This window comes from Microbacterium sp. SY138 (assembly GCF_039729145.1).
Taxonomy (GTDB): domain Bacteria; phylum Actinomycetota; class Actinomycetes; order Actinomycetales; family Microbacteriaceae; genus Microbacterium; species Microbacterium maritypicum_A.
Genome location: NZ_CP155793.1, coordinates 2,698,561 through 2,712,635, shown reverse-complemented (window position 1 = coordinate 2,712,635; position 14,075 = coordinate 2,698,561). Strand labels below are relative to the sequence as shown.

At 70.7% G+C, this 14,075-nt stretch carries 10 protein-coding genes; 8 read left to right on the top strand and 2 right to left on the bottom strand.

Going from position 1 to position 14,075, the window contains the following annotated elements:
• The first annotated feature begins 105 nt into the window (after window positions 1-105).
• From ABDC25_RS12795 to ABDC25_RS12760, 8 genes are all read left to right on the top strand, one after another.
• Entirely contained in the window at window positions 106-1,518 is a 1,413-nt protein-coding gene (locus ABDC25_RS12795; protein WP_347123127.1) for an NtaA/DmoA family FMN-dependent monooxygenase, read from the top strand.
• Window positions 1,519-1,694: 176 nt separating this feature from the next.
• Window positions 1,695-3,329 (top strand): TIGR04028 family ABC transporter substrate-binding protein, encoded by a 1,635-nt coding sequence (locus tag ABDC25_RS12790; protein ID WP_347123126.1) that lies wholly within the window; start codon window positions 1,695-1,697, stop codon window positions 3,327-3,329.
• A gap of 16 nt (window positions 3,330-3,345) precedes the next feature.
• On the top strand, window positions 3,346-4,335 hold the full coding sequence (locus tag ABDC25_RS12785; RefSeq protein ID WP_297556262.1) for an ABC transporter permease: 990 nt from the start codon (window positions 3,346-3,348) through the stop codon (window positions 4,333-4,335).
• Complete coding sequence (locus tag ABDC25_RS12780) at window positions 4,332-5,228, top strand: ABC transporter permease (protein WP_021199931.1); 897 nt, start codon at window positions 4,332-4,334, stop codon at window positions 5,226-5,228. The genes ABDC25_RS12785 and ABDC25_RS12780 overlap by 4 nt, the downstream gene beginning before the upstream one ends.
• Window positions 5,225-6,841 (top strand): ABC transporter ATP-binding protein, encoded by a 1,617-nt coding sequence (locus tag ABDC25_RS12775; RefSeq protein WP_347123124.1) that lies wholly within the window; start codon window positions 5,225-5,227, stop codon window positions 6,839-6,841. Before ABDC25_RS12780 ends, ABDC25_RS12775 begins: the two co-directional genes overlap by 4 nt.
• Entirely contained in the window at window positions 6,838-7,878 is a 1,041-nt protein-coding gene (locus tag ABDC25_RS12770; protein ID WP_347123123.1) for a putative FMN-dependent luciferase-like monooxygenase, read from the top strand. The genes ABDC25_RS12775 and ABDC25_RS12770 overlap by 4 nt, the downstream gene beginning before the upstream one ends.
• Window positions 7,875-8,507 (top strand): CMD domain protein, encoded by a 633-nt coding sequence (locus tag ABDC25_RS12765; protein WP_029267101.1) that lies wholly within the window; start codon window positions 7,875-7,877, stop codon window positions 8,505-8,507. Before ABDC25_RS12770 ends, ABDC25_RS12765 begins: the two co-directional genes overlap by 4 nt.
• Window positions 8,504-9,112 (top strand): alkylhydroperoxidase domain protein, encoded by a 609-nt coding sequence (locus ABDC25_RS12760; RefSeq protein WP_347123122.1) that lies wholly within the window; start codon window positions 8,504-8,506, stop codon window positions 9,110-9,112. The genes ABDC25_RS12765 and ABDC25_RS12760 overlap by 4 nt, the downstream gene beginning before the upstream one ends.
• A 15-nt stretch (window positions 9,113-9,127) precedes the next feature.
• On the opposite strand, the gene ABDC25_RS12755 is transcribed toward ABDC25_RS12760, so the two are convergent.
• Both ABDC25_RS12755 and hrpA read right to left on the bottom strand, forming a co-directional pair.
• Window positions 9,128-10,072: an NADP-dependent oxidoreductase gene (locus ABDC25_RS12755; RefSeq protein WP_021199926.1), complete on the bottom strand. Its 945-nt coding sequence runs from the start codon at window positions 10,070-10,072 to the stop codon at window positions 9,128-9,130.
• A gap of 38 nt (window positions 10,073-10,110) precedes the next feature.
• Window positions 10,111-14,061, bottom strand: a complete 3,951-nt coding sequence (hrpA, locus tag ABDC25_RS12750) for an ATP-dependent RNA helicase HrpA (protein WP_347123121.1) — start codon at window positions 14,059-14,061, stop codon at window positions 10,111-10,113.
• Window positions 14,062-14,075 lie beyond the last annotated feature (14 nt).

Below are 14,075 nucleotides of genomic sequence, written 5' to 3'. Positions count from 1 at the left end.
GGTCTCAGCGTAGGGGGTGTGCCGGCTGTGACGGACTGTTACATCCCGTGACGCCCGGCATCGGCGCCCTGGCAGCGGAGGCTCGACGGCTCCTACCGTGACGCCATGACCGAACCCCTCATCATCGGCGCCATGGTGCGCACCCTGGGCGCGTACCCCTCGGGCTGGCGGCAGCCCGGCGCGCATCGTGATCCCGCGTCCGACGCCGACATCCTGCGGCACATCGCGCGGGAGGGGGAGGACGCCGGCCTCGACTACCTCTTCTTCGGGGACTGGCTCGCCACCGGCCCGGATCTGGAGTTCCGCGACCCATACCTGCTGGCCCGCATCGATCCCGTGAGCGCCGTGCTCTTCCTCGCGGGGGTGACCTCGCGGATCGGCCTGATCGCCACGGTCAACACCACGTATGCCGACCCGTACACGACGGCACGCTCGCTGGCGTCCCTCGACGTGCTCACCCGAGGCCGTGCCGGGATCAACCTCGTCACCGGCGCCGAGCCGCGTGCAGCGGGCAACCACGGCCGCGAGGCGCACGCCGACAACGAGTCCCGCTACGACCGGGCGGAGGAGTTCGTCGAGGCACTGCGCCGACTGTGGGACTCGTGGGGCGAGGACGCCTGGATCGCCGACGCCGACCGCGGGGTGCTGATCGACCCGGAGGCACTCCGCGCCGCCGACCTGCGGGGGACGCAGGTGCGCGTCACGGGACCGCTCAACGTCGCCCGCCCGCCGCAGGGACAGATCCCGATCGTGCACGCGGGGACGTCGCCGCGCTCGAGGGCGCTCGCGGCCACCGAAGCCGATCTCGCGCTGACGGCCGCGCCCACGCTGGCCGATGCGATCGCGACCCGTCGACTGCTGCGTGACATCGCGGCGGAATCCGGACGATCGCCGGATGCGCTGAAGGTGATCGCCCCGGTGCTTCCCGTCGTCGCGGACACGGATGCCGACGCGCGACGCATCGTGGAGCGGCTGCTCGCCCTGGTGCCGCTGGCCGAGGGGCACCAGGCGGCCAGAACGGCGTTCCCGTCGAATCGCACCGTCGCCGCGCTCGCCGATGCACTCGACGTCCCGCTCGACGACCCGCTGCGCACCTCGACCTTCGACGCGCCCGTGACCTCTGCGGAGGCCCTGCGGCTGGGAGAGCGCGGCGCCGCGCTGATCGAGCGCCTCGGCATCATCGCCGGGCTGCGCGTCTCCGCATCGAAGGTCTCCGGATCGGGCATCGGGAATGGCGATCCGCTCACATGGCGGCACCTGGTCGCCGCGCATGCGGTGCCGGCGGCGTTCGTCGTGGGAGACGCGGCGACGATCGCCGACCATTTCGAGACCTGGCGTGAGGAGGGCGCCGCGGACGGGTTCAACGTGCTGTCGGCGTTCCAGCCCGCGCAGTTCGAGGCTTTCACGCGACATGCGGCTCCCGAGCTGCGCCGTCGCGGCCTGCTGCGAGACGCGCAGGAGAGCACCCGAGCGACCCTCCGCGACCGTCTGCGCATTTCCTCGTATGTCGACGCGTGACCACGCGTGTCGCCACGCGACATCCGGAGTCGGCCACCTCGCGCCGGAGGAGCCGCGATTCCTACGGTGAAGTCACCTCACCACAGCACCCGAAGCACCGCACAGCACCCGAAGCACCGCACCCGAAGCACCGCACAGCACCCGAAGCACCGCACCCGAATCCTGGAGGCCCACCCATGAACCGTCGTCTCATCCGCGCCGCTGCCATCGCGCTGCCGCTCGTCCTCGCGGGCAGCCTCGCCGCCTGCGCGTCGACGCCCGCACCGGCGAACTCGCCTGCCGAAGGCGGCGACCCCGTCACGGGAGGAACGCTCACCTACCTCGAGCACCAGGCGTACACGAACCTCTACCCGCCGCAGGCCGGCTTCTACCCGAACGGCGGCATCGTGAACAACATCGCGGCCCGTCTCACCTGGCAGAATCCGGAAACGCTCGAGATCGAGCCCTGGATCGCCTCCGACTGGACCGTGAACGACGACGCCACCGAGTACACGTTCAACCTGAACCCCGACGTCACGTTCTCGGACGGCACGGTGCTCGACGCCGCGGCCGTGAAGAAGAACTTCGATACCTACGGGCTGGGCGATGCCGAGCGGGGACTCACTGTCTCCGAGGCGATCAACAACTACGCCAGCAGTGAGGTGGTCGACGAGGACACCGTCACATTCCATTTCTCGGCGCCGTCGCCCGGGTTCCTGCAGGCGACCTCGACGATCAACTCGGGCCTCCTGTCGCCTGCGACCCTCGACGGCACGATCGAGGACTTCGGTGCGGGCAACGCGGCCGAGATCATCGGCTCGGGGCCGTTCACCGTCACGGGAGAGAAGCTCGGCACCGAGTACACGCTCACCGCCCGCGACGACTACGACTGGGGCCCCGACAGCGTCGACAACGACGGCCGCCCCTACCTGGATGCCGTGCACGTGCTGATCACGCCGGAGGACTCGGTGCGCATCGGCTCGCTGCTCGCCGGCCAGGCCGACTACGTCCGCTACGTGCAGGCGTTCGACGAGGACCGCGTCGAGGCGGCCGGCTTCACGCTCTACGCCCCGCAGACCCGCGGGGTGAACAACTCGATCGCCCTCCGCCCCGAGAACCCGCTGCTCTCCGACATCCGCGTCCGGCAGGCGATCATCTCCGCCGTGGATGCGCAGGAGGTCGTGGACACGCTCTTCACCGAGAACTACCCGGTGGCGACCTCGGTGCTGTCCTCTCAGGCCCTCGGCTACAAGGACGAATCAGAGCACTACGAGTACGACCCGAAGAAGGCCGAGAAGCTGCTCGACGAGGCCGGATGGAAGCCCGGTGCCGACGGCATCCGCGAGAAGGACGGAGAGCGTCTCGCGATCACGGTCTACGAGGCCAAGCCGCAGCCCCTGTCGAAGCAGACCCTCGAACTCGTCGCGCAGCAGCTGGCGAAGGTGGGTGTCGAGCTCTCGGTCAAGCCCGGCGACGCCGGCAGCTACGCCGAAGACACCCGTGACCCGCTGAAGACCGGCTTCTACCACTCGATGGTCGGCCGGGCGGATCTCGACGTGATCAAGAGCCAGTACTTCACGAAGAACCGCGACGTGCTCATCTCGAAGGATGCGAAGCTCGACGAGCTGCTCCTCGCGGTGGCCTCCGAGCCCGACGCCGACAAGCGCGTCGCTGCGTCGCAGGCCGTGCAGGACTACATCGCCGAGCAGGCCTACGTCATCCCGCTGTTCGAGGAGCCGCAGGTGTACGGCACGGCGACATATGTGCACGGCGTCGCGTTCGAGTCGGTGGGGCGCCCGACGTTCTCCGGCGTCTGGCTCTCCGAGCACTGATCGGCATGGTGCGTCGATGAATTTCGTCCTCCGACGAGCCGGGCAGGCCGCGATCGTTCTGATCGCGGCCTTCACGGCCACCTTCTTCCTGCTGCAGCTGTTGCCGGGCGATGCGATCCTGATCAAGTTCTCCGACCCCAGCCTCGGGCTGTCGCCGGATCAGCTCGACAGCATCCGCGCCACGTACGGTGCCGACCTGCCCTGGTGGCAGCAGTACGTGCACGCAGGGCTCGGCTTCCTCGCCGGGGACTTCGGATTCTCGACGCAGTTCGGCACGCCGGTGCTGGCGATGCTCGCCGAGGCGCTGCCGGCGACACTGCTGCTCGCGTCGCTCGGACTCCTCGTCGCGCTGCTGCTGGCGGTCCTGATCGCGGGGCTCTCGTCCCTCGCGCCGTTCGCCTGGCTGCGTGATGGTCTGCGCCAGATCCCCGGACTCTTCGTCGCCGTGCCGGTGTTCTGGCTGGGCATCCTGCTCATCCAGGTGTTCTCTTTCGGACTCGGCTGGGTGCCGATCGTCGGGGCCGACCCGGCGAGCGGGCTCATCCTCCCCGTGCTGACCCTCGCGGTGCCGATCTCGGCGCCCTTGGCGCAGGTGCTGGTCCGGGCGATCGATCAGGTGCAGGCGCAGCCGTTCGTCACGGTGGTGCGCGCGAAGGGCGCGCCGCCGCTCTGGGTGCTCACGCGTTCGGTCGCCCGCAACGCCGCGGTGCCGACGTTGACCATCGCCGGCGTGCTGTTCGGCGAGCTCGTCGGGGGAGCGGTCGTGACCGAGACCGTGTTCGGTCGCACGGGAGTGGGCAGGCTCACGGAGCAGGCCGTCGCGAACCAGGACATCCCGGTGCTGCAGGGCGTCGTGCTGCTCTCGGCTCTCGGTTTCGTGGTCATCAGCTTCGCGGTCGACCTCGTCACCCCGCTCATCGACCCGCGCCAGCGGACGCTCACGCGCTCCCGCCCATCCGCCGCGTTCGCCGCCTCGAAGCCCGCACCTCAGGAGGTGTCAGCATGACCGCTCCCGTGATCGCCGAGACGAGCGTCGAGCCCGGAGCCGTGCCGGCACCGACCCCTCAGGAGCAAGCGCCGGCACCTCGGCGGCGTGGTCGTCTGCACGGCCGCGCCTGGGGCCTGTATCTGGCGCTCGCCGTCGTGGCGCTCGCCGTGCTCTGGGCAGTCATCCCCGGGGTGTTTGCCCCCGGCGACCCGCTCACCGGCGTACCGGCCGACAAGCTGCTGCCGCCGAGCGCCGCCCACTGGTTCGGAACCGACACCCTCGGACGCGACCTGTTCGGACGCGTCGTCCATGGCGCGGTGCATTCGCTCTCCGGCGCGCTGATCGCGGTCACGGTCGGCCTCGCGCTCGGCACGGTGCTGGGCGCGATTGCCGGGGCCGTGGGCGGTGCGGTCGATGACGTGCTCATGCGCGTCGTCGACGTGCTCCTCGCGATCCCCGGCCTCCTATTGTCGCTGTCGGTCATCATCCTGCTCGGATTCGGCACCGTCAATGCCGCCATCGCGGTCGGTCTCGGCAGCGTCGCCGCCTTCGCCCGGCTGATGCGCGCCGAGGTCGCCCGCGTGCGGCGCACCGAGTACGTCGAGGCGGCCTTCGGCAGCGGCGCCACCTTCTTCGCGGTGCTGCGTCGGCATGTGCTGCCCAATTCGCTCACACCCATCGTGGCGCTCGCTGCGCTGCAGTTCGGCACCGCGATCCTGGCGATCTCGACTCTCGGCTTCCTCGGCTACGGCGCCCCGCCGCCCACCCCGGAATGGGGGCTGCTGATCGCCGAAGGACGCAACTACGTGGGGACCGCCTGGTGGCTCACGGCACTTCCCGGTCTCGTCGTCGTCGCGGTCGTTCTCAGCGCCAACCGCATCAGCCACCGCATCGGAAGGGGGACGCGATGAGCGTTCTGGCTGCGACGGATCTGCGGATCTCCTACGGGGGTCGCGAAGTCGTGCACGGCATCTCGTTCGAGATCGAGGAGGGCGAGACCCTCGCGCTCGTCGGCGAGTCGGGATCGGGCAAGTCCACGACCGCTCATGCGCTCCTCGGTCTGCTTCCGGCCGGCGGGAAGGTCGATGGCGGGACCGTGGCACTCGGAGACCTCGACATCTCCGGATGGACCGATCGCGCGCTGCGGGGCATCCGCGGCGCGGAGATCGGCCTCGTGCCGCAGGACCCCACGACCTCGCTCGATCCGGTGCGTCTGATCGGCGCGCAGGTCGAGGAGATCCTGCGCCTGCACGGACACCGGGACCGGCGTTCGCGTCGCGCGCGTGCGATCGAGCTGCTCGACCGCGTCGGCATCGACGATCCGGACCTGCGGGCGCGCCAGTACCCCCACGAGCTCTCCGGCGGTATGCGGCAGCGCGTGCTGATCGCGACCGCGATCGCGCTGCAGCCGCGCCTGCTGATCGCGGACGAACCGACCAGCGCCCTCGATGCCACGGTGCAGCGCAAGGTGCTCGACCTGCTCGACGAGCTGCAACGTGAGGAGGGCACCAGCATCCTGCTCGTGACCCACGACCTCGGTGTGGCCGCCGATCGCGCGGAAAGGCTGGTCGTGCTCAAAGACGGCCGGATCGTGGAGCAGGGCCCGAGCGCAGCGGTGCTCGCTGCGCCGTCCGACCCGTACACGCGGCAGCTGCTCGCCGATGCTCCTGCATTCACGACCGGATTCCGCCGCCCGGAGGCGCCGCCGTTCCTGCGGGACGCGGCGGCCGTCGCCGCGGAGAACCCCTATGCGATCGTGGCCGAGGGGCTCGTGAAGGAGTTCCGCGTCGCGGGGCGCGAGCGCTTCCGCGCGGTCGACGACGTCTCGTTCCGCGTGCGTCGGGGCACCACTCATGCTCTCGTCGGGGAGTCCGGGTCAGGCAAGACGACCACGGCGCGGCTGGTCACGCGCTTCCATCAGCCCGACGCCGGCACGATCGAGGTCGACGGCGAAGACGTGACCCACGCGAAGCGCGAACAGCTGCGCGCGCTGCGCCGACGCGTGCAACTCGTCTACCAGAACCCGTTCGCCTCGTTGGATCCTCGTCAGCACATCATCGACATCGTGGCGGAGCCGCTGCAGAACTTCCGCGTCGGATCGAGCGCCGAGCGCCGAGAACGGGCGCTGGCCCTCCTCGACCGGGTCTCGCTCCCGGCCGACGTCGCGAGGCGCACTCCGCGCGAGCTCTCGGGCGGCCAGCGACAGCGCGTCGCGATCGCCAGGGCGCTCGCGATCGATCCGGAGGTCGTGGTGCTCGACGAGGCGGTGTCAGCGCTGGACGTGACCGTGCAGGCGCGCATCCTCGAGCTGCTCACCTCGCTGCAGTCCGAGCTCGGACTCACGTACCTGTTCATCTCGCACGACCTCGCGGTGGTGCGCAGGATCAGCCACACGGTCTCGGTGATGCGTCGTGGCCGGATCGTCGAGGAAGGGCAGACGGAGGAACTCTTCCGCGACCCGCAGCACGACTACACCCGGGAGCTGCTCGCCGCTGTCCCCGGACGAACGGAGACCGTCGTATGACCACCGCACCCACCGTCGCCTTCTTCACCCGCCTGCTCGACGACGCTGCACCTGTCGAGAGGTATGCGCTCGCGACCGCGCAGATCCAGCAGGCCGAGCGGCACGGGATCGGGCGGGCCTGGGTCGCCCAACACCACTTCCACGCGGCCGAGGGCGGGCTGCCGTCCCCTCTGGTGTTCCTCGCCCACGTGGCCGCCGTGACCCGCGGCATCCGGCTCGGAACCGGGGTCATCACCCTGCCGCTGGAGGATCCGGTGCGGGTGGCCGAAGATGCCGTGGTCGCTGATCTGCTCTCCGGGGGGCGCGTGGATCTGGGACTCGGCAGCGGGGGGACACCGTCGTCGTTCGTGCCCTTCGGGGAGGACGTACGCGACAAGGCACCGACCTACGACCGCAAGCTGCGCACGCTGCTCGACGGGCTGGCGGGTCGCGACATCGGGGCGGGCAACACGCTCTACCCGGATGCCGGAGATCTCGCCGACCGCATCTGGCAGGCCACCTTCTCGGCGCCCGGTGGGCACCGCGCCGGGGTGCACGGGCACGGACTGCTGCTCTCGCGCACGCAGCCTCGCCGCGCCGACCGGCTGCACGCACCGCTCTCCGAACTGCAGGATCCGATCATCGACGCGTACCTCGAGGCGCTTCCGGCCGGGGTGGAGCCGAGGATCACCGCGTCGCGGACGGTGTTCGTCGCGGACGACCGCGCCGAAGCGCTGCGGTTCGCCGAGGTCGGGCTGCGCCGGGCGGCGGAGGGCTTCCGCCGACAGGGGCAGCCCATCCCCGGAGACAGCATCGACGAGTTGATCGCCGCTCTCGACACGCACCTGGGCACGCCCGAGGAGGTGGCGGAGTCGCTCGCCGCCGACACCACCCTCGCCCGCGCGACCGAGGTGGCCTTCCAGGTGCACTCGGTCGACGCCCCGCACGAGCACGTGCTGCGATCCATCGCCCTCTTCGCCGATGAGGTCGCGCCGGCCCTCGGCTACGCACTCAGCCCTTCCGCCCCAGACACCCTCACCATCAAGGAGAACGCATGACCGACGACATCGTGGACCGGATCGTGGAGGTGACGCCGGAGGTGGATGCGCTGCGCCGTCGCCGGCCGGTCACCCGAGAGCAGTTGCAGGCGAGCTTCGACGCACTCTTCCGACCGGTCACGGTCGAACACGTCTCGCAGGCGGAGCGCGAGCTCGTCGCCGCCTTCGCGACCGGGCTCGCCGGAGCGGATGACGCGACCGCGGTGTTCTATGCCGACCGCGCACAGGACGCGGATCCGGAGACCGCGAGCGTCGTGCTCACCGAGGCCGACGGCGCGGCCGTCAGCGGACCCTTCGGCGTGTACACCGAACTGGGTCTGCAGGAGGAGAACACGGAGGGGGAGCGGTACGTCCCCTCCGACGCGGTCACCGCGGTCATCGGTGAGCGCCTCGCCGCCGCCCTCGCACACACGCACCTGCTCGTGTTCCGGCCCCGCGAGGCCTCGGGAGCCGACCTCGGGCGGCTGCTCGACGCCGGGTGGTCGACCGACGGGATCGTGACGCTGTCGCAGCTGGTGTCGTTCCTCGCCTTCCAGCAGCGCGTCGTCACCGGACTCCGCGTGCTCGGGGCCGCGGGGCTGGCGACCGCTCCCGATACCGCCGTCTCCGAGGAAGAGGAAGCCGCATGACCATCGAACAGACCGTGCTCCGGCACGACGACGCCCCGCACCCGCACGCCTTCACCCGCGGGGAGGTCGGCTGGGTCCCGCACCTGGACCCCCTCGCGGAAGACGAGCTGACCGCGCGGCACTACGACGGTCTCGTCGACGCCGCACGGGCGAAGAACGACTACTTCCGACTGCTCGCCCGCGACCCCGAGGTGCTCAGGGCGCGGACCCTCGTCGACAAGGACATCTTCTACAACGCGGCCGAGGGGCTCCCGCGTGCCGACCGCGAGCTGGCGGCCACGGCGGCATCCCGCCGCAACGGCTGCGTGTTCTGCGCGTCGGTGCACTCGCGGTTCGCCGCACACCACAGCAAGCGCGTCGACGACGTCGACCTGCTGCTCGACGAGGGCGTCGATGCGGACCTGGGCGAGCGGTGGAACGCGATCGTCGCGGCATCCGTCGCGCTCACCGATACCCCCAGCGCATTCGGCGAGGAGGAGATCGGGCGGCTGCGCGCGGCAGGGCTCGACGATCTGGAGGTCGCCGACGTGATCCACGGTGCCGCGTTCTTCAACTGGGCGAACCGGCTGATGCTGTCGATCGGACGGCCGGTGGCGCCGGCCTGACTCGGAGCCCTGCGACTACGGGAGCAGGATGATCTTGCCCGAGGCGGCGCCGGATTCCATGAGTTCATGGGCCTGCGCCGCTTCGGCGAGCGGCAGCTGCGGTCCGAGCTCGATCGTGAAGTCGCCGGTGTCCAGGAGGGCGATCGTCTCGGCGAGGGCCTCGGCACGCCAGGCGAGTTCCTGGTCGGTCAGCGGCACCGGCGATCCACCGGAGAAGGCACGGATGCCGAAGGATGCGGCATCCGGCCCCCGCACGATCGTCGCGATGCGGTCGCGGTCGGACACCAGGGCGAGCGAGGTCTCGATCGCCTCGTCGGTTCCCGCGCAGTCGAGTACCACTGTGACGGCGGAGGGAGCCGCCTCGCGGACCCGCTCGAGCAGGCCGTCGCCGTACGCCACCGGGATCGCGCCCAGCTCGCGCAGCTGATCGTGGCGGGCGGGGCTCCCGGTCGCGATCACGGTCGCGCCCCAGGCGACGGCGAACTGCACGGCTGCCTGCCCGACGGCTCCGGAGCCGCCGTGCACGAGCAGCACGTCGCCCTCGGTCACCCCGAGCGAGCGCAGCGCCTGGTAGGCGGTTCCGGCGGGGATGCCGATGCCGGCGCCCTCTGCGGTGGTCACGGAGTCGGGGAGCTTTGCGAGGTTCTCGGCCGGGACGGCGAGCGCCGACGCGTAGGTGCCGTGCCCATCGCGGATCGCCACCCGGTCGCCGACCGCGAAGTCGTCGACGCCTTCGCCGAGCGCTTCGACGACACCGGCACCGTCGAAGCCGACCGGACGCGGTTCGGTGATCGGCGGCGACGGGCGCTTGCCGCCGCGCAGCTTCGCATCGATCGGGTTCGCCCCCGCCGCCTCGATGCGGACGACGACCTCGCCGCGGCCCGCCACGGGGTCGGGGATCTCGATCAGATGCAGGACAGCGGGGGAGCCGATTTCGGTGTACACGATCGCGCGAGCCATGCATTCAGGCTACCTGCGCCGACAGTAGCGGTCACGGATCAGCGCCCGGACAGCACCTTCATGATGCGCTGCGGCGACACCGGCTGCGCGGTGCCCAGACGCTGCGCGAACACGCTCACGCGGTACTCCTCGAGCAGCCAGCGCGCCTCGACGAGCGCCGGCGAGGCGTCGGCCGCGAGCGGGATCGTGCCACCGGCGTCTTCGAAGGCCTTCGCCATCCGCTCGTACTCGGTCATGCGTGCACGGTCCTTGCCGGGCTCGCTGGACAGGGTCTTCAACCGGTCGAGCATCCCCTCCAGGTACCGGGGGAAGTGCGCGAGGCGGTCGACACCGGCGGTGGAGACGAACCCGGGGTGCAGCAGTCCGCTCAACTGGGTGCGGATGTCGTTCAGCGGGCCGAGGAGGGCGAGCGAGTTCTGCGACTTGATGCCGCGCTCCACGTCGCGTGACTTCGTGAGGATGCGTGCGACCAGGGAGACGCAGGCGAACAGTTCGTCGACGAGGACGGCGGAGACCGCGTCGCGCACGCGGGCGAAACCCGCCTCGTCGCGCACGATGCCATCCGGCACGATGCCTTCGATGACTGTGCGGGCGACCGCCGCACGCGAGTCCTCGATGAGGGCGGCGGCCGACGGATAGGGCGAGGCGGCGAGAGCGAGCTTCTCCTGGCTCGTCAGGTGCTCCTGCACGTACGAGGAGGGCGAGGGCACACCCAGAAGAACGAGGCGCAGCACGCCGTCGCGGGTGGCGGCCGCCGCGGCATCCGGGGTCGATTCGACGCGCACCGACACGCTCTTGCCCTGGTCGACGATGGCCGGGTACCCCCGCACGACGCCGCCGGCGACGCGGGTGTCGAGCACCTCGGGCAGTTCTCCGAACGTCCACGCCGTGAGGCCGGTCTGCTCGAGGGGCGCGGACGCGATGCGTTCGATCCCCCCGCGTTCGGTGCCGCGTCTCGCTCCCGTCCCCCCGGAGCGGGGAGGAGCTGCGATCGAGCGGGCGACGCTGCTGCGGGCGCGGTCCGAGAGCTGGGTCTGCAGCGCCCGCAGGTCGCGTCCGGATCCGACGATCCTGCCGCGTTCGTCGACGGCGCGGAAGTTCATGCGCAGGTGCGGGGGCACGCGCTCGTCGTCGAAGTCGGCGGCGGAGACCAGCTGGTTCGCGAGCGGCTGGATGCGGCGGGCGAGCGCCTCCTTGAGCGTGCGCGGAGGCAGGCCGCCGTGCGACTCCGGCCCCTCCTCGACGAGCTCGGCACCGAACTTATCGGCCCAGTCTGCGGCGGGGACCACGTGGCGACGGATCGCCTTGGGGAGGGCGCGCAGCAGGCCCGTCACCAGTTCGGCACGCAGACCGGGAACCTGCCAGTCGAAGCCGCGGTCCTCGATCTGCGCGAGGAGCGGTAGCGGCACGACCACGCTCACGCCGTCGTCGTCGGCGCCCGGCTCGAACCGATACGCGAGGCCGAGCACCTGGTCGCCCTGGGTCCACCGGGTCGGGAACTCGCGCTGATCCGCACGCTCCTCGTCGTCGATCAGGTCGCTCTCGCGCATCACGAGCAGCTTCGGCGTCGTCGCCATGGCCTCTCGCCACCAGCTCTCGAACGACCGCACGTCGAACACCTCGGCGGGGATGCGCTCGTCGTAGAAGCGGAACACGGCCTCGTCGCCGGCGAGGATGTCGCGGCGACGCTCGCGCTCCTCGAGCTTCTCGAGGCGCTTGCGCAGTTCGGCGTTGCTGCGCCAGAACGCGCTCACCCGCTTGTCGAGCCGTGTCGGATCCCACTCGCCCTCGACGAGAGCGTGCCGCACGAACAGCTCGCGTGAGGCAGCGCGGTCGATGCGGGCGAACTGCACGCGCCGACGCGGGATGATCTCGAGGCCGAACAGGGTCACCTTCTCGAAGGCGACCGCAGCACCGGCATCCTTCGACCAGTGCGGCTCGGTGACCTGACGCTTGGCGAGGTCGCCGGCGAGGGGCTCGGCCCAGGCGGGGTCGATCGCGGCGACCGTGCGGGCGAACGTGCGGGAGGTCTCGACGATCTCGGCGGCGATCACCGCCCGCGGACTCTTCTTGCGCAGACCGGAGCCGGGGAAGATCGAGAAGCGGATGCCGCGCGCCCCGCGGTACTCGGCGATGCGACGGCCTTTCGGTTCCTTCGCAGGGGAGTGCGCCTTGCCTGCGGGGGCGGTGCGCTCGTCGAGGATGCCGATCTGCGAGAGCAGGCCCGACAGCAGTGCACGGTGGATGGCATCGGGATCGCTGGTGCCGCCGTCGCCGCCCGCTCTCCGGTCGTCGCGGGGGCGGTCGGGCGTCTTCACGAGCGTGCGCAGCTGGCGATGCACGTCGAACCACTCGCGCACCCGCACGTAGTTGAGGTGCTCGGAACGGCACAGGCGGCGGAACGCGCTCGAGCCGAGCTCGCGCTGCTGCTCGCGCAGGTGGTTCCAGAGGTTCAGCAGGGTGAGGAAGTCACTGGTCGGGTCGACGAAACGCGCGTGCATCCGGTCGGCTTCGTCCCGGCGCTCCTCCGGCCGCTCCCGCACGTCCTGGATGGTCATGCCCGAGACGATCGCGAGCACGTCACGCGTCACGGTGCCGCCGGAGTCCGCCTTCCCTGCTTCGATCAGCATGCGTGCGAACCGCGGATCGATCGGCATGCGGGAGATGTCGCGACCCGTGCGGGTGAGGTGCGGGGTACCGTCGCGGCGCGATGCCTCGACGGCGCCGAGCTCGGTGAGCAGGTCGAACGCGGCCTTCACGCCCCGCGAGTCGGGCGGGGTGAGGAAGGGGAACGCGGTGATGTCGCCGAATCCGAGCGACAGCATCTGCAGGATGACCGAGGCCAGCGAGGTGCGCAGGATCTCGGGCTCGGTGTACTCCGGTCGCTTCTCGTAGTCCTCTTCCGAGTAGAGACGGATCGCGATGCCGTCGCTGGTGCGGCCCGCACGGCCGGAACGCTGATTGGCCGAGGCCTGGGAGACGGCCTCGATCGGCAGGCGCTGCACCTTGGACCGGTTGCTGTACCGGGAGATACGCGCGGTGCCAGTGTCGATCACGTATTTGATGCCGGGCACCGTGAGGCTGGTCTCGGCGACGTTCGTGGCGAGGATCACCCGGCGGCGCACGCCGGCCACCCGGCTGCGCTCGAACACCCGATGCTGGTCGGCGGCGGAGAGCCGTCCGAACAGCGGCAGCACCTCGGTGGGGGCGCGGTCGCTCGCGTAGGCGCCGCGCACGGCATCGGCGGCATCGCGGATCTCGGCCTCGCCGGGGAGGAAGACGAGCACATCGCCCGGTGCTTCCCGGTCGAGCTCGCGCAGGGCCGCGACGATCGCCGAGACCTCGTCCTCCGGCTCGGGCGGCGCATCCTCTTCGTCTGCATCCTCGACCGGCCCGCGGTAGCGGATCTCCACCGGATAGGTGCGGCCGGAGACCTCGATGATCGGTGCCGGGGTGCCGTCCGGTGCGGCGAAGTGCGTGGCGAAGCTCTCCGGATCGATCGTCGCCGAGGTGATGATCACCTTGAGGTCGGGTCGCTCCGGGAGGATGCGGGACAGGTAGCCGAGCAGGAAGTCGACATTGAGGGAGCGCTCGTGCGCCTCGTCGATGATGATCGTGTCGTAGCGGGTGAGTAACCGGTCGCGGTGGATCTCGTTGAGCAGGATGCCGTCGGTCATCAGGGCGATGCGCGTGGCGTCCGACACCTTGTCGGTGAACCGCACCTTGTATCCGACGAGCGTGCCCAGCTCGACGTGGAGCTCTTCGGCGACGCGCTCGGCGATCGTGCGGGCGGCGAGGCGTCGCGGTTGCGTGTGGGCGATGCGCTCCCGACCGAGTTCCAGGGCGATCTTCGGCAGCTGGGTGGTCTTTCCCGATCCGGTCGCACCGGCGACGATCACGACCTGGTGGTCGCGGATGGCGTCGGCGATCTCAGCCCTGGCGGCGCTGACCGGCAGCTCCGGGGGATAGGAGATCACGGGGGAAGACATAGCCCTCCATCGTA

Bases quoted from the DNA above. Each gene is read 5' to 3' on its own strand.
- hrpA (WP_347123121.1), bottom strand. From the start codon at position 14,061: ATGTCTTCCCCCGTGATCTCCTATCCCCCGGAGCTGCCGGTCAGCGCC.
- ABDC25_RS12775 (WP_347123124.1), top strand. From the start codon at position 5,225: ATGAGCGTTCTGGCTGCGACGGATCTGCGGATCTCCTACGGGGGTCGC.
- ABDC25_RS12755 (WP_021199926.1), bottom strand. From the start codon at position 10,072: ATGGCTCGCGCGATCGTGTACACCGAAATCGGCTCCCCCGCTGTCCTG.
- ABDC25_RS12765 (WP_029267101.1), top strand. From the start codon at position 7,875: ATGACCGACGACATCGTGGACCGGATCGTGGAGGTGACGCCGGAGGTG.
- ABDC25_RS12770 (WP_347123123.1), top strand. From the start codon at position 6,838: ATGACCACCGCACCCACCGTCGCCTTCTTCACCCGCCTGCTCGACGAC.
- ABDC25_RS12760 (WP_347123122.1), top strand. From the start codon at position 8,504: ATGACCATCGAACAGACCGTGCTCCGGCACGACGACGCCCCGCACCCG.
- ABDC25_RS12780 (WP_021199931.1), top strand. From the start codon at position 4,332: ATGACCGCTCCCGTGATCGCCGAGACGAGCGTCGAGCCCGGAGCCGTG.
- ABDC25_RS12785 (WP_297556262.1), top strand. From the start codon at position 3,346: ATGAATTTCGTCCTCCGACGAGCCGGGCAGGCCGCGATCGTTCTGATC.
- ABDC25_RS12790 (WP_347123126.1), top strand. From the start codon at position 1,695: ATGAACCGTCGTCTCATCCGCGCCGCTGCCATCGCGCTGCCGCTCGTC.
- ABDC25_RS12795 (WP_347123127.1), top strand. From the start codon at position 106: ATGACCGAACCCCTCATCATCGGCGCCATGGTGCGCACCCTGGGCGCG.